This is a genomic window from Ruegeria sp. R14_0, assembly GCF_017743975.1.
In the GTDB taxonomy this organism is placed as follows: Bacteria; Pseudomonadota; Alphaproteobacteria; order Rhodobacterales; family Rhodobacteraceae; genus Ruegeria.
The window spans coordinates 106,799-124,256 of the sequence record NZ_JAGHRC010000002.1 but is presented as its reverse complement, the minus strand read 5'-3'; the positions used below and the strand labels follow the sequence as shown (position 1 = coordinate 124,256).

Below are 17,458 nucleotides of genomic sequence, written 5' to 3'. Positions count from 1 at the left end.
CCATGAAAAAGGAGATATCTCATGGTAAATCAGGAACTAGGTTTTGTCGGATATTTTGACCGGGAATCCTGTGATCTGGATGAATTCAAGGTGTTGACCTCGCAGAACCTTTTGGCCGAGGCCGTGCCGCACGCGGCCTCGATCGAAAAGAACGTACCGATCTACGACATGCACGTTCTGCGCCCCGCGCTGGAAGATGCGGGCAAGCGCAAAGCTTTGCTGGCAGAATGGGGGCGTGTGCTGGACAAATCAGCGGGCGTGATCGTTCTGAAAGCTGCATTCGCCGATACTTCGGTGATCGACCGGGCAACAGATGTCTTTCGTCAGATCATCGATGAAGAACGGCAAAGCGGCGCCGGTGAGGGTGACCATTTTGCGGCATCCGGCGCGAATGACCGGATCTGGAACGCGTTGCAAAAGCAATGTCTGCATGACCCCGAGGGCTTTGCGCTCTATTTCGGGAATACGTCTGTCGCAGCCGCGTGCGAGGCATGGTTGGGGCCGAACTATCAGGTCACCGCGCAAATCAACCAGGTGCGCCCGGGCGGCAAGGCGCAGCAGGCGCACAGGGACTACCATCTGGGGTTCCAAAGCGCCGATAATGCGGCACGCTATCCAGTGCACGCCCATCTGGTCACGGCAACACTGACCTTGCAGGGGGCGGTTGCCCATTGCGATATGCCGGTCGAAAGCGGCCCGACAAAACTGCTCCCGTTTTCGCAACTGTATCCGCCGGGATATCTGGCGTTTCATGACGAAGGCCATCGCGCATATTTCGAGGACAGCTACATTCAGCTTCCGCTTGAGAAGGGCGATGCTGTGTTCTTTAACCCTGCGCTGTTTCATGCTGCCGGTGAAAACCGCAGTGCGGGTATCGACCGGATGGCGAACCTGTTGCAGATCTCGTCCGCCTTTGGCCGTGCGATGGAAGCCATTGACCGAAGGGCCATGTCCGAGGCGGTGTTCCCCTCGCTTGTCGCATTGAAGCAGCGGGGCGCCTTGGTCGGCTCTGAATTGGATGCCGCCATCGCTGCTACGGCAGAGGGATACCCGTTCCCAACAAATCTGGATACGGACCCTCCGGTCGGTGGCAATGCCCCGGAAAGCCAGGCCGATATTCTACGTCGGGCTGTTTCTGAAGGCTGGACCGAAGCGCAATTGGCCGAGACCTTCTCGGCGCTGCAATCAAGGCAAGCTGCCTGACGCAAAACGGGCGGGTGTTCTAGCCCGCCCCAGACGGAGAAGAAGAGATGGCGGATCTGCTGAAAAAGCCTTTTGGTGCGCGTGGCAAAGTACACGACATCACCCCGGCCAGTGCCGGTTGGCGCTATGTGGGGTTTGGGCTTTACCACCTGAAGGCAGGCGATACGGCGGCCGAGGCCACAGGTGACCGCGAGGTCATTCTGGTCATGGTCGAGGGTAAGGCCCGCATCTCTGGTGCTGATCGCGACTGGGGCGTTTTGGGGGATCGGATGAACGTGTTCGAAAAGACAGCGCCACATTGCCTGTATCTGCCGAACGGCACGGAATGGACGGCGATAGCGGAAACGGATTGTGTTATCGCGGTGTGTTCAGCCCCCGGCAAGGGGGGGCATGCCGCCCGCCGTATTGGTCCGGACGGCATAACTCTGACCGAGCGTGGCAAGGGTGTGAATACCCGCTACATCAACAACATCGCGATGGAGAATGAAGACTACGCCGATAGTCTGTTGGTAACCGAAGTTTTCACTCCAAACGGGCATTGGTCATCCTACCCCAGCCATCGGCACGACGAAGACGACTTCCCCCGGATCACCTATCTGGAAGAGACTTACTACCACCGCCTGAACCCGGCGAACGGGTTCGGCATTCAACGTGTCTATACCGATGACGGCCAGTTGGACGAAACGATGGCCGTGTCAGATGGCGATGTGGTGTGTGTGCCGCGCGGTCATCATCCTTGCGGCGCACCTTATGGGTTCGAGATGTATTATCTGAACGTCATGGCCGGTCCTTTGCGCAAATGGCGCTTTGTTGCGGCCCCCGAAGTCGAGTGGATCATGGAGCGCGACGCCTAACGCGTCGGCTACCTCTGCGGAGGCGCGCCAAACGCTCGGATGACCACACGGGCCGCAGCCTCGACCGGGTCGTGGGTCTCTTTCAGGATCGTTACGCGGTCGAACCGGTCCGGGTCACTGTTGACCGCTGCGCGCAGGGCGTTGCCAAACGCCATGCGGAGTTCGGTCCCGATATTGAATTTGCAGATCGACGTTTCGCGCGCAAGGTGGCTGCGTTGTTCGACCGGTACGCCCGAGCCGCCGTGAATGACCAACGGCACATCGGTCGCGGCGTCTATGTCCGCAATCCGGGCTTCGTCCAAGCCGCCTTCCTTGTTCTGCTGCAAGTGGACGTTACCCACCGAGATGGCCATCGCATCGACGCCGCTTTCGCGCGCGAATTGGGCTGCTTCGGCTGGGTCTGTTCCGTTCGATCCCTCGCCGCCGGAATAGCCCACAAATCCGATCTCACCCTCGCAGGAAATACCGGCCGCATGGGCCATTTCGGCAATGGCGGCGGTTTCGTCGATGTTTTGCCGCAGCGGCTTGCGCGATCCGTCGAACATCAGGGATGTGAAGCCGCTGTCCAGCGCGATCTTGCACTCTTCGAACGTGTAACCATGATCCAGATGCGCAACGACCGGGACCGAGGCGTTCTCGGCCAGATGGCGGAACATCTTGCCAAGAATTGGCAACGGCGTGTGCTCACGGCAGCTTGGACCTGCCTGCAGGATCACTGGCGCGTTTTCGGCTTCGGCAGCGGCCACATAGGCGCGCATGTCTTCCCACCCAAGGGTTACAAGGCCGCCTACCGCATAACCTTGTTCATATGCCGGGGTGAGGACGTCTTTCAGGGTGACCAGTGTCATTTGAACTTGGCTATCATGTCTTTGATGCCCGGGATCGTCTCGACCTGATAGGCATGGGTTGGTTGGAAGTACTGGACCAGGGATCGCTGAGTCAGGCCGCCGAGGATGGTGAAATAGTACATCTCATATCCCGGCAGCACGCAGCATGGATGGTAGCCCTTGTCGATGCAGATGGTTGAGCCGTCGACGATGTGGTAGGCATCGCCCGGCTCGTTGTCTTCGCGCTGCAACATCTGCAGGCCCGAGCCCCAGTTGGGTTTGAAGCGGAAATTGTAGGTCTCGTCGTGCCGCGTTTCGTCCGGCAAACGATTGGTGTCGTGTTTATGGCTGGGGAAGCCGGACCAGCCGCCTTGCCCAACAGTGAACAGCTCGCTGACCAGCAGGCGACCGACCTTATCGTGCTGCTTCTGGCCGAGGATGTGCTTGATCTTGCGATGGGTTTTGGTGTCGTCGCTTCCGTACTGAACCAAATCATGTTCACGCACGTCGAAGGGTTCCAACACCTTGTCGTATTTGGCGCCGGCGATGAAAACTTCTGTGTCGTCCGATACGCAAACCAACTGAACCCTGGCACCGACCGGTACGTAAACACCTTCCGGTTCACCATCCCAAACGTCCTCGCCCCGTTTGCCCAGCTTGGCGTATTGCACGCCTTCGACGTCGACATCGACGCTGCCGGTGGCGGGAACGATGCAGGTCTCGTAACCCGGCACCTGATACTCGAACGCTTCGCCCTTTTTCAGTTTGACGATGTTGAAGTAATTCAGAGGGACTGTGGGGTCATCGGCATCGACGATGGGTTTGTTCTGATTGTCATAGGGCGCGATATGCATGTGGGTCTCCTATGTCGTTGGGCCGGGATGGCATGCAAGGAACGCATCCAGTTCCGGTGTTGTAGGCATGGCCGGTGCGCAGCCGGGCTTGGACACGACAATTGACGCGCAGGCCGAGCCGCGCATGACCGCCTCTTTCAGCGCGCTGCCAGCAGCGATCGAGGCCAGCAGCCCGGCCATAAAGCTATCGCCTGCGCCATTGGGTTTTACGGCAGTGACTGGAAAAATACCGGTTTCTATTTCTTGCCCGTCCACCAAAGTAACCGCGCCTTTTTCGCCCATCTTGTAGATGACGATCCGGCCCGGTTTGGAGGCGAGTTCCTGGGCTTTGGCAAAGCCTTTTTCGATGCCACCTGCCATGAACCCGAACTCTTCGTCATTGCCAACGATCAGATCGCTGGCTTCGCCTGCGCGCGACAAGACCTCGGCGGCGACCTCAGGAGACGGCCAGCTGTAGGGGCGGTAATCGATGTCGAAAATCACCGGCAAACCCGCCTTGCGGGCGTTGTCGAACGCGCGAAACGTGGCGCTGCGCGAAGGTTCCGAAGCGAACACCGTTCCGGCAGAGATCGCGGCCGAGAACTTACTGTAGTCGATCTTGTCCATATCTTCTTCGGTCACCTGAAAGTCGACCGCGCCGTTTCGGTAGATGACGTTCTGGAAGTTCTCGATCCGGCTTTCGTAGACGGCCAGCGACATGCGGTATTCGCCACCGATGACCCGGACATAAGATGTGTCGACTCCATACTGGGCCAATTTGTTCAAACAGAACCGACCCACTGCATCGTCCGAGACCGAAGTGATCAGCGCCGCCTGACTGCCCAGCTTGACCAGCCCCGCGCAGATATTCGCCGAAGACCCGCCCAGATCCGCGTGAAACGTGTCGGCGTCTTCGCTTTTGACGCCGACAGGATCGGCAAAAAGGTCCATGCCAGCGCGACCAAAGACCGCAAACCGGTTTCCTTTGATACCGTCTATCAAAGCGCTCACGTCGTTACCTCCGGCAAAAAGGGGCTGGCGAGGATCGTTGGTCCTTGCGTTGAATCGATTCACACGATACTGATTTTGCAACCGGTTGCAAATACATTGTTCGGAGCCGTGGCAGATGCCTGAAATCGGAATTGGAATCGTTGGTGGCGGCTATATGGGCAAGGCTCATTCGGTCGCGATGTCTGCTGTCGGTGCGGTGTTTAACACTGCCTTGCGACCGCGCCTTGAGATGATCTGTGCGTCCAGCCCGGAAAGTGCCGAGCGATATCGCGCGGCTTATGGTTTTCGACGGGCGACCGAGGATTGGCGAGCATTGGTTAATGACCCGGCGGTCGAGGCCGTCGTGATCGCTTCGCCACAAACAACGCATCGACAGATCGCCGAAGCGGCATTTGCGCTGGGCAAACCCGTCCTGTGTGAAAAGCCGCTCGGTTCGTCGTTGCAGGACGGCCAGGCCATGGTCGCCGCGGCGGAAGCGGCCGGTGTCACCAACATGGTCGGGTTCAACTATGTCCGGACCCCGGCAACTCAGTTTGCGCGCCAGCTGATCGCGCAGGGAGAGCTGGGGGACATCACCTGGTTCCGCGGCGAGCATACCGAGGACTTTTATGCCGACCCCGAGGCTCCGGCGACGTGGCGCACGACCGGAATGGCCAACGGTACAATCGGCGATCTGGCCCCGCATATGGTCAACGGCGCCATGGCCCTGATCGGGCCGATTATCGAGGTTATGGCCGAGGTTGAAACCGTTCACCACGAGCGTCCCGGTGGGCAAGTAACCAATGATGACCACGCCCAGATCATGTGCCGCTTTGCCAATGGCGCGATGGGCAACATTTATGTCAGTCGTATTTCGACGGGTCGCAAGATGGGCTATGCCTATGAAATATCGGGCACAAAAGGGGCCATTCGGTTCGATCAGGAAGACCAGAACGCCTTGTGGCTCTATCGCAGTGATGGACCCGAGGCAGAAAGAGGTTTTACCAAGATACTGACGGGTCCAGCCCACCCGGACTATGAGCCATTCTGCCAGGGTCCCGGACATGGGACCGGGTATCAGGACCAGATCATCATTGAGGCCAAGGACTTCCTTGAGGCAATCCACACCGGACGGGCAATCTGGCCCACATTCCGTGACGGGCATGAGGTTAACCGTGTTCTGGCTGCGGCTTTGGCATCATCTGAGCGGCGGCAATGGCAACAAATCGGCGACTTCTGAGCGCTGTAAACAACAAAAAAGAACCTAAGAGAGACGAGAACCATGGCAAAGCTGAAATGGGGAATGATTGGTGGTGGCGAAGGCAGCCAGATCGGACCAGCCCACCGCTTGGGCGCATTGGCCGACGGGATGTTCGAATTCGCCGCCGGCGCGCTGGATCACCGGCCCGATGTCGGTCGTGAATACGCCCAAAGGCTGGGCGTCGCCGCGGATCGTGCCTATGGCGATTGGCAAGAGATGCTGGCGGGCGAAAAGGACCGAACGGATCGAGTTGATCTGGTTACGATCGCCACGCCGAACTCGACTCATTTTGAAATTGCGAAGGCGTTTCTAGAGGCCGGGTTCAATGTGCTGTGCGAAAAACCCATGACCATGACGGTTGAAGAAGGGGAAGAGATCGTGCGCGTTGCCGAAGCCTCGGGCAAGATCTGTGCGGTGAACTACTGCTATTCCGCATATCCGATGGTCCGACAGGCTCGCGCAATGGTGCGTGCGGGGGATATTGGCAAAGTCCGACTGGTCGTGACCAATTTCAGCCACGGTCACCACGGCGACGCCACCGACGCGGACAACCCCCGTGTCCGCTGGCGCTATGATCCGGCGATGGCGGGTGTATCCGGGCAGTTTGCCGATTGCGGTATTCACGCGCTGCACATGGCCAGCTTTATCAGTGACGACGAAGTGAAAAGCCTGTCGGCCGACATGGCGTCGACCATCTCAAGCCGCGAACTGGAAGACGACGCGATGATCAACTTCCGCACCGAAGGGGGCGCGGTTGGCCGGTTGTGGACCTCTTCGGTGGCGATCGGGCGTCAGCACGGGTTTGACATTCAGGTGTTTGGCGAAACCGGTGGTCTTCGCTGGGCGTCCGAGCAGCCCAACCAGCTGATTTACACGCCAGTTGGCGGCCGCACGCAGATCATTGAAAAGGGTGAAGGTGGGCTTCACGACGAAGCGCAGCGCCTGTCCCGCGTCGCCATCGCGCATCCCGAAGGGTTCCCTCTGGCGGTCGCAAACATCTATTGTGATCTGGCCGACGCAATTCAAGGAGAGGTCCGGGACGGCCTTCCCACGCCATCCGATGGGGTTCGTTCGATTGCGGCGGTTCATGCAGCGGTCGCTTCGTCCGAGGCTGACGGAGCCTGGACGGACGCGCGCCCGCCGATGTTCCGTTGATCAGGGGCGGGGCCTTAACGTGCCTCGCTCGATCACACGACAGGGAAAGATCCGCGCCTCGGGATAGCGGTGCGGGTCTTTCAGCATCTCTTCGACCAGGTCGACCGACGATGTGATAATTTGTTTGATCGGCTGATGAATCGTGGTCAGATTAACGCTTTCCCAGCGGGACATCTCCATGTCGTTCAGGCCGATTATTCCGATGTCCTTGCCGGGTTTCAGGCCGTGATCTGAGAGTGCGGACAAGGCACCGATGGACAGAATATCATCGCCGCAGAAATACCCGTCCGCCGCTTTGTCCTTTAACAGCTTCAGCATTTCCTCGCGTCCGGCCTCAAACGAATATGCGCCCGCGAAAGAGTGAGACACTTCGAGGTCGGGGTTTTTCCCGACCTCTTCCATGAAACCGCGATATCGGTCCATCGCCGAAGTCGCGTCTTTGGGGCCGCCCAGATATCCGATACGCTTGTAGCCGCGCGCGCGCAGTTCCCGGGCCGCCATCCGACCGCATTCGACGTTATCGATCCCGACCACGTGTACCTCGGGCGACGTTGCCGAGCGTCCAAATGTGTGCACGACGGGAACCCCGGCGTCGTGAAAGGCCTTGGCAAAGCTGGGCGGCAGGGTGGAAGACGCCACAATCGCAGCGTCGACCGAATACTGGCGCAGCATCCGGACCGAGTTGGCCGGCTCGGTTTCATCGGTCAGATTCACGATGAGGGGACGCAGGCCTCGTTCTTGCAGCGCACGCGTGAACTGGTCGAATACTTCAAGGAAAATAGGGTTATGAAAGTTATTGGAAATCAATCCGATCAGCTTGGTGCGCCCCGTCGTGAGCGACGAGGCCAGCGCATTGGGGCTGTAGCCCAGCTCTTTTGCTGCCTTTTCAACTTTGCTGCGTGTCTTGGCGGAAACGGACGCACCTTCGGTGAAGGTTCTGGAAACGGCAGACCGCGAAACACCGGCCAATGCGGCCACATCCTTTAGGGTTACACCCATGATTGGCACCCTTTGTTCAGGGTAAGGCTAATTCGTGAATTCATGGTGAAAACACTATGCACTATTGCAAGAGACTTGCAATCGGTTGCAATGCGTTGACCTCTTTGACGTTGGGTGTCGTAGTTCATTGGGGGCAATGGTCGGTGATGAAAGGCTCCAACTCCCGGCAGAGTAAAATAAACAACGGGCTACTTTGCATATTGTAACTATGTCGCCAACTTCCGCATGGGAATTACCGTTTGGATGAATCGGTTGCGCATTTGGTCACGAATGCTGTCGGCATCGTACCCCTTGTCGGTCAGCAGCCCTAAAGGTTCCGGCAGATTGTCGTCCAACATGAGATCGAAGCCGAGATAATCGGACGTCTGGCCGGGCGTCAGGAACAATCCTGCTCTCGGTCAGCGCATCGAGGATTTGTTCCCGGAGGCCAGCAAGTATCCAACGCCGGACCTCTCGGATATGCTCTCGACCATTTCCCAAATTCTTCAGGAAGGTCCCGCCACGGTGCGCCGGTGCGTGCTATCCAGAACACGTCATCAAGAACAAGGCGGTGGTTGGTGGGTTTGCGCCCATTCGGGGCGCGAACGGAAAGCATGAACTGCTCAAAGCCTGATGTGAATCCCTTTTGACGACACGACCAAAAATCAACTTGGACCAGTCAGACGAGGCTGCTCAGTGCCACGCTGCATCCTATTCACCCAAAAGACTTTCTCACTTGATTGATCTGCTCAATTCCAGACCCGCAGGTTTTTCAACTCTTGAATGCCGCGCACGGTATTTTGCCGGCGTTATTCCGAAGTGTTCAACAAAGCGGGTTGTCATGTGAGCTTGCGATGAAAATCCGCATTCCATGGATATGCTTACGAGTGCTGCATCGGTTTGTCTTAGCATCTGCTGAGCACGATTCAGGCGCAGTCTGGAAAGATAGCTGCTTGGTTTCTCTCCAAAACTAGCTTGGAATTTGCGTGAAAAACCAGATGGTTTCATGCCAAGCTCTTCTGCAAGATCCCCAAGTGAAAGGCTGCCATCAACCGCAATTTCCATTAAGCTTAATGTCTTAGCTCGCAATAGGGTCGACATCTGCCGAGCCGCCAAGTGCTGTTTGTTTGTCTCCAAGTCGCGAGCGAGTTGTATGCAGATCGCCTGAACTAAAGTCTCGACCATTGCCGTATCGCCGACGCCGCATTCGCGGAACACGTCGTAAACCAATTGAATAAGGCGGAACAGCTTACTGCTTGGGGCACCAATGCCTCCTAGTAAGATGGTGTCGCTCTGCGCGTCGGCACCTCGTACGATCTCACTTGCCCGATGCATTTGGTCGCGCGGTATAATAATCTGAAATGCATGGAAATCGTCACCCGATGTTACGGCTTGCAGCGGCTGGCCAGCGGGAACAAAACTGGTGGTACCAGGTACCGCTTGTGCAGGCACGGGTTGGCGTGTTTGGCCCATTTCAAAAGAGATCAAATTCTGACGGCCTGAAATTTGCATCGTGACGCGGTGGAATTCGCAAGGGGCCACAAAATGCCTCCCCGCCGAACGTCGAAGTTCTACTGCAAAGGGGCCCGCGTCGCTATGTCCAAGTCCACGAAGCAACGTGGTATGATCGGCTTGATGGCTGGCAATGAGCTGATCGATTTTCAGAAGGTTCTCTTGAGGGCCTGTTTCAGTCACTTTAGCGTTACTTTGCAGCAGAAGAACAACTTGGATGTCGGGTAGACTTTGCTACGCACGACTCTTGAGCTTGGACACAATGAGAGCTTGCAGTTTCCGACGCTATCCAGCTTGCGCGATGAAAGCTGCCAAGACCAGTTTATTTTTTGTGCAACTGCGGAAGCGATAATCAGAAGGTCAAAAAGGGTTGTTGGACAACTAACTAGCAAAAGACAGTATTCACGAATTTGTTACATCTTCGTTGAGTTTTCCTACAACTGGCTGAAATTCTGCAAACAAGTGAAAGATACATCGGCATCATGCTGGCATGCTCGTTGCCAACAGACCTGAATGGGTTTGATGGTTCGGTCTTTTGGGGGGCAAATGTCGGTTCATACGCGTGCTTTAGAAGAGCATCTGTTGCCCACCAGGCAAGTTACGCGCATTGCAAATATGCAGGTGCATGACGTGCGGAACATTGCCTCTAGCCTGTACCTAGCGGCAGAAGAGTTGCAGGGCTCACAAGATGTAAGGACCCGAATATTGGGCGCCCGGATTTTTCGCGCCTGTGAGCGGATCGCACAAGTCTGCGAATGCTCAGTGGCTAAGACGAAATCGCAACAAAGACTTCTTGGAATAACAAGAGATGTGGCCGAATTGGGTGCATCTGTTGCTGAAGCTAACACAAAAGTTACCTGCTGTGGAATCGTGGACCAGAACCTCGGCAGAATTGCGACGGCCGTGTTTCGCATCCTAGCCAATCTTGTCTTCAATGCGGTCACTGCACTGAATGCCTCACGCGGGGGTGAGGTATCGATCCGGACTCATTGTAAAGATGGCCGCACGCTCATTTTTGTTGAGGATACTGGCACCGGAACAACTCCAAAAGAGCAGGGCATAGGCAGCGGATTGGGGTTGTTGATCGCGGACTCGCTTGCCATCGAGATCAAGGCGAAACTGGAACGCAAGCAATACAAAGCCGATGGAACGGTCTACTGCCTGACGTTGCCAATTGCTGTTCCGGAAGGTGGAAAGCAGGACGATCCACTGTCGAAACTGACTGCCCCATTGAAAACCTGACGTGGACTACTTTCCTTGTAGCACTGAACTGTCATGACTTTTCGCCATTAAAATAGGCTGTGCGGCGACCAAAAAAGGAAGGCCAACTGATGTCAGAAGTTCCTGCTTTTGTTTTGAATGTGCTTCAGTACCTCGCATATGCATTCATTTTCGCAATTGGTCTTGCTGTCCTATGGATCGTGGTCACGTATTTCCGGGACAAAACCCAAACCGAAAGCACCTTGCGCAGAAACTACCCGGTCGTGGCGCGGTTTCGGTATTTCTTTGAACATATGGGCGAGTTTTTCCGGCAATATTTCTTTGCGCAGGATCGTGAAGAAATGCCGTTTAACCGAGCGGAACGATCCTGGGTGTATCGGGCAGCAAAGAACGTGGATTCAACCGTCGCCTTCGGTTCAACGCGCGATTTACGTCCCACCGGAACAGTCTATTTCGTAAACTGCCCTTTCCCGACCTTAGAGCAGGACGCCAAAGGTCCCTCGGCCGTGACGGTCGGGCCATATGCCCGGATCCCCTACACGACAGACGCGCTGTTCAATATCTCGGGCATGAGCTATGGCGCGATCTCGATCCCGGCAGTCCGGGCTTTGTCGCAAGGGGCCAAAAAAGCCGGTATCTGGATCAATACAGGGGAAGGGGGGTTGTCGCCTTACCATCTGGAAAGCGGCGCGGACATCGTTTTTCAGATTGGAACCGGCAAGTTCGGTGTGCGCAAACCCGAAGGGGGTTTTGACGAAGACAAGTTGCGCGCAGTCGCTGCGCATGACGCGGTCAAGATGTTTGAGATCAAGCTTAGCCAGGGAGCCAAACCTGGCAAGGGCGGTATTCTACCCGGCGCAAAAGTGACCGAAGATATTGCTGAGATCCGTGGCCTGAAAGTAGGGGAGGATGCAATCAGCCCCAACCGACATCCCGAGGTCAACAGCGTTGGCGATTTGCTGGATATGATCAGCTTTGTGCGCGAGGTCACCGGCAAACCTGTGGGTTTTAAGGCCGTGATCGGAGCTTATGGGTTCTTTGATGACCTGTGCGAAGAGATCAATAAACGCGGACCCGAAAGCGCGCCGGATTTTGTGACCATCGACAGTGCCGATGGTGGAACCGGTGCCGCCCCGATGAGCCTGATCGACAATATGGGTATGCCCCTGCGTGAAAGCCTGCCTCTGACCGTGGATATGCTGAACAGGCACGGGCTTCGAGATCGGATCAAGGTTTGCGCCAGCGGTAAGATGATCAACCCGTCCGAGGTTGCATGGGCCTTTTGTGCCGGTGCAGATTTTGTGAACTCGGCCCGTGGTTTCATGTTTGCACTTGGTTGCATTCAGGCCTTGCAGTGCAACAAAAATACCTGCCCGACCGGGATTACAACGCATAACCCAAAGTTGCAGTATGGGCTCGATCCGACCAGCAAGGCGGAGCGCGTTGCCAGCTATGCTAAGAACATGAAGAAAGAGGTCAGCATCATCGCGCATAGTTGCGGTGTGGCCGAGCCGCGGCGGTTGAAGCGGTATCATGCGCGCATCGTGCTGGACAATGGCCGCTCTGCCTCGATGGCCGACCTGTATCCCGAACCTCAGCGTCTTGATGCTGCTGAGTAAGCGAAGCTTTCTGACCAAAATGGCAGAGTGTTAGGTTCAAACTGCGGGTCAGGCTCATCCAGTCGACCCGACCACACACCAGGAGATCATATGTCAGCGTCTACCCACACCGCATCGCCCGTCACCAAGGCCTCGGATCTGCTGGTCGCAGCGCTTGAGGCAGAGGGCGTGGAATACATCTTTGCAGTACCAGGTGAGGAAAATCTGGACGTTCTTGAATCGCTCAGAACCTCAAAGATCGAACTGGTTCTGACCCGCCATGAACAGGGTGCAGCGTTTATGGCTGCCACCTATGGCCGCCTAACGGGCAAGGCCGGGGTCTGCATGGCAACGCTTGGGCCAGGGGCTACCAATTTTGCGACGCCTGCGGCCTATGCGCATCTTGGGGGCATGCCGCTGATCATGATCACGGGGCAAAAACCGATCAAAAAGTCAAAGCAAGGCCAGTTCCAGATCATTGATGTGGTGGGCCTGTTTGATCCCATCTGCAAGATGTCCAAGCAAATCGTTCACGGTAACACGATACCGTCCTTGATCCGCGAGGCGTTTCGCGTCGCGCAAGAGGAACGTCCCGGTGCGGTTTTGCTCGAATTGCCAGAGGATATCGCCGCTGAAGAGACCAACGAACCCGTTCTGCAGCCCCATCCGCGATATTATGCCGTGGCCGGTGACACGGTTTTGAACGAAGCGGCTGAAATGATCCGTGCGGCCAAGATGCCCCTGCTGCTGCTGGGGGCGGGCGCAAATCGGAAAGATGCGCGCAGTGCGCTCAGTCAGTTTGTCGATGTCACGCAAATTCCGTTCTTCAATACTCAGATGGGCAAAGGCGTGATAGATGAACGCTCGGACCTGTTTCTGGGAACCGCGGCCCTGTCGGACGGGGATTACCTGCATTGCGCGATCGATCGCGCCGACCTGATCATCAATGTGGGCCATGACGTGGTGGAAAAACCGCCTTTCTTCATGGAGGAAGGCGGCACCAAGGTGATCCATGTGAACTACAAGGCAGCGCAGGTCGATCAGGTCTATTTCCCACAGGTCGAAGTGGTGGGTGATCTGGCGAAATCCATTGCCCGTCTGGGTGAGATTCTGGGTGGCCCGCTCGAGTTTGATCGCGGTTATTTCCAACGCGTCAAACAAGAGACAGACCTGCACACCTCGGAAGGGGCCGACGACCCGCGCTTCCCTGTGATCCCGCAGCGTTTTGTGGCCGATACGCGAAAGGTCATGCGCGATTGTGATATTATCGCTCTGGACAATGGCATCTACAAAATCTGGTACGCCCGAAACTATCAGGCGTATCAGCCCAACACCGTTTTGCTGGACAATGCGCTGGCCACTATGGGGGCGGGGCTGCCCTCGGCCATGATGGCCGCCAAGCTTTACCCCGAGCGTCGGGTTATGGCGATCTGCGGCGACGGCGGCTTTGTGATGAACAGTCAGGAGATCGAAACAGCGGTTCGGCTGGGCCTTAATCTGGTGGTGACGGTCCTGAACGACAGCTCATATGGCATGATCCGTTGGAAGCAATCTCATGCCGGGTTCGATGATTGGGGGCTGGAGTTCAACAACCCTGATTTCGTGCAATACGCCCAAAGTTATGGCGCGACGGGCCACCGGGTTGAACGTACCGAGGATTTGGTACCGACCTTTGAAAACGCGTTCCAGGCGGGCGGGGTTCATCTCATTGATCTGCCGGTGGATTACAGCGAGAACCAGCGTGTTCTGATCGACGAACTGGCCGAGAAGGTCTGCCTGATATGAGCGCTTCGGTCGACGTCCTTAACCCCTTTGATCTTGAGGTGATCGACAGTGTCGACCTCAGCGCTTGGGATGAGGTGGATGCCATGCTGGACGTGGCAAACGCACTTTATCGCAAACGCGATGAGTGGTTGCCAGCCTATCAGCGGATCGCAATCCTGAAAGAAACTGCGCGGCTCATGTCTGGTCGCGCAGAAGAGCTGGCCATGCTGATCGCCAGCGAAGGTGGTAAACCCCTGGTTGACGCACGAGTTGAGGTTACGCGCGCCATCGATGGGGTCGAATTGTGCATCCACGAGATAGGCCAGATGGTCGGGCGGGAAATCCCGATGGATCTGACAGCCGCCGGAGCGGGCCGCATCGCCTTTACACAGCGAGAGCCTATTGGCGTGGTGGTCGCGGCCAGCGCGTTTAATCATCCGCTGAACCTGATTGTGCATCAGGTAGCACCAGCTGTGGCCACCGGCTGTCCTGTGATCATTAAACCCGCCATGGACACACCGCTGTCTTGCAAGACACTTGTCGACATTCTGCATCAGGCAGGCCTGCCACGGGGGTGGTGCCAGTTTGTCACCTGTCATAACGATGTGGCTGAGAAAATGATCACCGATCCGCGCGTTGGTTTCTTTTCCTTTATCGGGTCGGCACGTGTGGGGTGGATGCTGCGGTCGAAACTGGCACCCGGAACCCGATGCGCGCTTGAACATGGGGGTGCTGCCCCAGTGATTGTTGACGATACAGCGGACGTCGACGCCATGATCCCGCTTTTGGCCAAAGGCGGTTTTTACCACTCCGGTCAGGTCTGCGTTTCGGTCCAACGTGTATTCGCGCCCGCGGATATGGCCGCAGAGGTGGCCGAAAAACTGGCGGATGCAGCATCGGCGCTCAAGGTCGGTGATGCCCGTGATCCGAGCGTTGAATGCGGCCCCCTGATCCGACCGGCCGAGGTCGATCGGGTCGAGGAATGGGTTGATGAGGCCGTTCAGGGCGGCGCCAAAGCAGTAACCGGAGGCAAGCGCCTGGGCCCTACCACCTACGCGCCAACCGTCCTATTGAACCCGCCTACGGACGCCCGCGTGTCGACAGCCGAAATCTTTGGTCCGGTGGTTTGCGTCTATGGGTACGACCAAATCGATCAGGCATATGCGGTTGCAAATAACTTGCCATATGCGTTTCAGTCTGCGGTGTTTACCAACACGCTCAGCACAGCGATGCAAGCCGTACAGCGGTTGGATGCCACTGCCGTCATGGTCAACGACCATACAGCCTTTCGGGTTGACTGGATGCCTTTCGCGGGTCGTCGACAGTCTGGATACAACACTGGTGGAATCGGCTACACGATGCACGACATGACGCAGGACAAGATGGCTGTGATCAGGCTCTGAATGCGCACATGATCTATGCAGCCCCGGCGGCGAGCGGGGCTCAGATGTTTCCCTTTGCGGCTTCCGACAGGATGAGCTTGTCCACGGTCCGATCAGAAACGGCCCGACGCAGCCGGTCGTTCTCTATCTGCAGCCGCTTTTGTTCCCTTAGTTGGTCGGTGCACATTGCGCGATATTGCTTGCGTCAGCGGCAGTAGGTCGGCTCAGTGATCCGCACTTCGCGGACCGCATCCACGCGCTGAGTTCCCTGACCCATATACGTCCTCCTCGGTTCGTTTCACCTAACAGTCAAAAAGTTCAGAAACCCCGCGCTTTGTGTGCGGGGGATTTAAACAACAGAGCTCCGCGTCCGGGTGATGCCGGGGGGTGGGGTGCGACATTCCGACTCGGGTGGCGTTGGGTTGGTGCTGACAAAAGCCAGGTGAAGCGGTTAAATTTTAGTGTTGGGTTAGGGGTAAAACGGGCTCTGCCAAAATTTATTCAATAAAATCAGTGGATTTTGGTGGAGCCTAGGGGAGTCGAACCCCTGACCTCTTGCATGCCATGCAAGCGCTCTCCCAACTGAGCTAAGGCCCCATCAATGTACCGCTGTTGCGGTGGACGGACGTTTATGAGACGTCGGCGTCGAGTGCAAGACCAAAAATGGTAATTGCGGAAAAGATTCTGCCTTGCGTCCGCGGGTGGTTTGAGGCGGCGCAGAGGCCGCCCCGACCGGTTTTAGTTTTCGTCTTCCGACGACATATCGGTGATGTCATCCAGCGAAACGTTGTCGTTGCCGTCATCATCATCGTCCAGCAAATCGTCGTCCAGCTCGACTTCGACATTGTCGTCGTCGTCCAGCACCAGATCTTCGTCCGATGTGTTTTCGCGTGCCTTCGCCGATGCGGCGTCTTCCGCGTCTGCGGCAATCATCCGGCTTTTGCCGGTCTCAAGCTCCACGATCTCGCCGGTATAGGGGCTGATGATCGGGTCCTTGTTCAGGTCATAAAACCGCTTACCGGTGGTCGGGCAAACGCGCTTTACGCCCCATTCTTCCTTGGGCATGTCAAATCCCCTTGATATCAGGTGAGTCGTAATAATGATTCAGGTCACGTGCCACATGCAGCAGGCACTGTCAAAGCCTTTGCGCAGGAGAAACAGGCATATGGGGGACCACGCATTGCCCGGACAACCGCCGGTGCCGCTGACGCTGCGCAAATCGGCGCGGGCGCGGCGTATCAGCTTGCGGATTTCTCAATTGGATGGGCGGGTTACGCTGACTTACCCAAAGGGCGTGGCCGAGGCCGAGGCGCTTGACTTCGCCAGGGTCAAGGAAGATTGGATCCGCCAGCATCTGCAGGATCGGCCCACCCCGGCGGTTGTCGCGGTCGGGCGCACAGTCCCTGTCGAAGGCAAAGACAGGCGAATCGTAGCCGCCGAGGGTCGGCGCGTTCTGCTGGGCGACACCGAGATTGGGGTGCCGAAAGGAGCCGAGGCGCGCCGGTTGGCGCGTTTCCTGAAGGAACTGGCGCGGGATCGTTTGACCGAGGCCTGTGACGACTATGCGGCGATGTTGGGCCGCCCTTATTCCAGCCTGACGTTGCGCGATACGCGGTCTCGATGGGGGTCCTGCAGTTCCGCCGGCGGGTTGATGTTCTCGTGGCGCTTGATTTTGGCGCCCTCGGACATCTTGCACTATGTCGCGGCTCATGAAGTTGCACATCTTGCCGAGATGAATCATTCGCCTGCCTTTTGGGCGCAGGTTGAACGTTTGTTTGGTCCCTGCAAAGATCAAAGGCGGTGGCTGCGCGACAACGGGGCGCAGCTACATCAGTACAGATTTGACGCACCGACGAGTTGACCAAACAGCGGTTTGTGAT

The 17,458-nt window shown here is 57.0% G+C and carries 15 protein-coding genes, 1 tRNA gene and 2 pseudogenes; 9 read left to right on the top strand and 9 right to left on the bottom strand.

Annotated features, from left to right (window positions below; translation table 11 throughout):
* Positions 1 to 21: 21 nt before the first annotated feature.
* Together J7416_RS06635 and iolB are read left to right on the top strand one after the other, a co-directional pair.
* Positions 22 to 1,203 carry a phytanoyl-CoA dioxygenase family protein gene (locus tag J7416_RS06635; RefSeq protein WP_209223952.1) on the top strand — a complete coding sequence of 394 codons (1,182 nt, stop codon included), beginning with the start codon at positions 22 to 24 and terminating at the stop codon, positions 1,201 to 1,203.
* 47 nt (positions 1,204 to 1,250) lie between these two features.
* Positions 1,251 to 2,057, top strand: coding sequence for a 5-deoxy-glucuronate isomerase (gene iolB / locus J7416_RS06630; protein ID WP_209223951.1), 807 nt, complete (start codon positions 1,251 to 1,253; stop codon positions 2,055 to 2,057).
* Between the two features lie 8 nt (positions 2,058 to 2,065).
* On the opposite strand, the gene J7416_RS06625 is transcribed toward iolB, so the two are convergent.
* Genes J7416_RS06625 through iolC form a run of 3 tightly spaced genes read right to left on the bottom strand, consistent with a single transcriptional unit; the run spans position 2,066 to position 4,728 of the window.
* Positions 2,066 to 2,905 (bottom strand): class II fructose-bisphosphate aldolase, encoded by an 840-nt coding sequence (locus J7416_RS06625; protein WP_209223950.1) that lies wholly within the window; start codon positions 2,903 to 2,905, stop codon positions 2,066 to 2,068.
* A complete protein-coding gene (locus J7416_RS06620) occupies positions 2,902 to 3,738 on the bottom strand; it encodes a 5-deoxy-glucuronate isomerase (protein ID WP_209223949.1) in 837 nt (278 codons plus the stop codon). Before J7416_RS06620 ends, J7416_RS06625 begins: the two co-directional genes overlap by 4 nt.
* 9 nt (positions 3,739 to 3,747) lie before the next feature.
* Complete coding sequence (iolC, locus tag J7416_RS06615) at positions 3,748 to 4,728, bottom strand: 5-dehydro-2-deoxygluconokinase (protein ID WP_209223948.1); 981 nt, start codon at positions 4,726 to 4,728, stop codon at positions 3,748 to 3,750.
* A 115-nt stretch (positions 4,729 to 4,843) separates the two neighbouring features.
* Here iolC and J7416_RS06610 point away from each other — a divergent pair, with 115 nt between their 5' ends.
* Both J7416_RS06610 and J7416_RS06605 read left to right on the top strand, forming a co-directional pair.
* Positions 4,844 to 5,947, top strand: a complete 1,104-nt coding sequence (locus J7416_RS06610) for a Gfo/Idh/MocA family oxidoreductase (RefSeq protein WP_209223947.1) — start codon at positions 4,844 to 4,846, stop codon at positions 5,945 to 5,947.
* 42 nt (positions 5,948 to 5,989) lie between these two features.
* Complete coding sequence (locus J7416_RS06605) at positions 5,990 to 7,123, top strand: Gfo/Idh/MocA family oxidoreductase (RefSeq protein WP_209223946.1); 1,134 nt, start codon at positions 5,990 to 5,992, stop codon at positions 7,121 to 7,123.
* On the opposite strand, the gene J7416_RS06600 is transcribed toward J7416_RS06605, so the two are convergent.
* The 3 genes and pseudogenes from J7416_RS06600 to J7416_RS22820 all read right to left on the bottom strand — a co-directional run bounded on the left by J7416_RS06600 (position 7,124) and on the right by J7416_RS22820 (position 9,796).
* Positions 7,124 to 8,122, bottom strand: coding sequence for a LacI family DNA-binding transcriptional regulator (locus J7416_RS06600; protein WP_209223945.1), 999 nt, complete (start codon positions 8,120 to 8,122; stop codon positions 7,124 to 7,126).
* 218 nt (positions 8,123 to 8,340) lie between these two features.
* A pseudogene (locus tag J7416_RS06595) lies at positions 8,341 to 8,717 on the bottom strand (transposase); the annotation flags it as partial.
* 116 nt (positions 8,718 to 8,833) lie between these two features.
* Entirely contained in the window at positions 8,834 to 9,796 is a 963-nt protein-coding gene (locus J7416_RS22820) for a helix-turn-helix transcriptional regulator (RefSeq protein ID WP_209223944.1), read from the bottom strand.
* A 330-nt stretch (positions 9,797 to 10,126) separates the two neighbouring features.
* Here J7416_RS22820 and J7416_RS06585 point away from each other — a divergent pair, with 330 nt between their 5' ends.
* From J7416_RS06585 to J7416_RS06570, 4 genes are all read left to right on the top strand, one after another.
* Positions 10,127 to 10,855: an ATP-binding protein gene (locus tag J7416_RS06585; RefSeq protein ID WP_209223943.1), complete on the top strand. Its 729-nt coding sequence runs from the start codon at positions 10,127 to 10,129 to the stop codon at positions 10,853 to 10,855.
* A gap of 89 nt (positions 10,856 to 10,944) precedes the next feature.
* Positions 10,945 to 12,453: an FMN-binding glutamate synthase family protein gene (locus tag J7416_RS06580; RefSeq protein WP_209223942.1), complete on the top strand. Its 1,509-nt coding sequence runs from the start codon at positions 10,945 to 10,947 to the stop codon at positions 12,451 to 12,453.
* Positions 12,454 to 12,543: 90 nt separating this feature from the next.
* Positions 12,544 to 14,217, top strand: a complete 1,674-nt coding sequence (locus tag J7416_RS06575) for an acetolactate synthase large subunit (protein WP_209223941.1) — start codon at positions 12,544 to 12,546, stop codon at positions 14,215 to 14,217.
* Positions 14,214 to 15,599 (top strand): aldehyde dehydrogenase family protein, encoded by a 1,386-nt coding sequence (locus tag J7416_RS06570; RefSeq protein ID WP_209223940.1) that lies wholly within the window; start codon positions 14,214 to 14,216, stop codon positions 15,597 to 15,599. The genes J7416_RS06575 and J7416_RS06570 overlap by 4 nt, the downstream gene beginning before the upstream one ends.
* On the opposite strand, the pseudogene J7416_RS06565 reads toward J7416_RS06570, so the two are convergent.
* The 3 genes and pseudogenes from J7416_RS06565 to J7416_RS06555 all read right to left on the bottom strand — a co-directional run.
* A pseudogene (locus J7416_RS06565) lies at positions 15,596 to 15,852 on the bottom strand (IS3 family transposase); the annotation flags it as partial. The gene J7416_RS06570 and the pseudogene J7416_RS06565 sit on opposite strands and share 4 nt — an antisense overlap.
* 247 nt (positions 15,853 to 16,099) lie before the next feature.
* A tRNA-Ala gene (locus J7416_RS06560) sits at positions 16,100 to 16,175 on the bottom strand.
* A gap of 141 nt (positions 16,176 to 16,316) precedes the next feature.
* Positions 16,317 to 16,643 (bottom strand): TIGR02300 family protein, encoded by a 327-nt coding sequence (locus J7416_RS06555; protein WP_209223939.1) that lies wholly within the window; start codon positions 16,641 to 16,643, stop codon positions 16,317 to 16,319.
* A gap of 100 nt (positions 16,644 to 16,743) precedes the next feature.
* Between J7416_RS06555 and J7416_RS06550 the strand changes: the two genes are divergently transcribed.
* Positions 16,744 to 17,439: a SprT family zinc-dependent metalloprotease gene (locus J7416_RS06550; RefSeq protein WP_247744167.1), complete on the top strand. Its 696-nt coding sequence runs from the start codon at positions 16,744 to 16,746 to the stop codon at positions 17,437 to 17,439.
* Positions 17,440 to 17,458: the final 19 nt, after the last annotated feature.

What these genes read in the sequence shown, in the direction of transcription:
- J7416_RS06570 (WP_209223940.1), top strand. Translation starts at nt 14,214, where the DNA reads ATGAGCGCTTCGGTCGACGTCCTTAACCCCTTTGATCTTGAGGTGATC.
- J7416_RS06585 (WP_209223943.1), top strand. Translation starts at nt 10,127, where the DNA reads ATGGGTTTGATGGTTCGGTCTTTTGGGGGGCAAATGTCGGTTCATACG.
- J7416_RS06550 (WP_247744167.1), top strand. Translation starts at nt 16,744, where the DNA reads ATGGGGGACCACGCATTGCCCGGACAACCGCCGGTGCCGCTGACGCTG.
- J7416_RS06635 (WP_209223952.1), top strand. Translation starts at nt 22, where the DNA reads ATGGTAAATCAGGAACTAGGTTTTGTCGGATATTTTGACCGGGAATCC.
- J7416_RS06580 (WP_209223942.1), top strand. Translation starts at nt 10,945, where the DNA reads ATGTCAGAAGTTCCTGCTTTTGTTTTGAATGTGCTTCAGTACCTCGCA.
- J7416_RS06620 (WP_209223949.1), bottom strand. Translation starts at nt 3,738, where the DNA reads ATGCATATCGCGCCCTATGACAATCAGAACAAACCCATCGTCGATGCC.
- J7416_RS06625 (WP_209223950.1), bottom strand. Translation starts at nt 2,905, where the DNA reads ATGACACTGGTCACCCTGAAAGACGTCCTCACCCCGGCATATGAACAA.
- J7416_RS06605 (WP_209223946.1), top strand. Translation starts at nt 5,990, where the DNA reads ATGGCAAAGCTGAAATGGGGAATGATTGGTGGTGGCGAAGGCAGCCAG.
- iolB (WP_209223951.1), top strand. Translation starts at nt 1,251, where the DNA reads ATGGCGGATCTGCTGAAAAAGCCTTTTGGTGCGCGTGGCAAAGTACAC.
- J7416_RS06600 (WP_209223945.1), bottom strand. Translation starts at nt 8,122, where the DNA reads ATGGGTGTAACCCTAAAGGATGTGGCCGCATTGGCCGGTGTTTCGCGG.
- J7416_RS06575 (WP_209223941.1), top strand. Translation starts at nt 12,544, where the DNA reads ATGTCAGCGTCTACCCACACCGCATCGCCCGTCACCAAGGCCTCGGAT.
- J7416_RS06555 (WP_209223939.1), bottom strand. Translation starts at nt 16,643, where the DNA reads ATGCCCAAGGAAGAATGGGGCGTAAAGCGCGTTTGCCCGACCACCGGT.
- J7416_RS06610 (WP_209223947.1), top strand. Translation starts at nt 4,844, where the DNA reads ATGCCTGAAATCGGAATTGGAATCGTTGGTGGCGGCTATATGGGCAAG.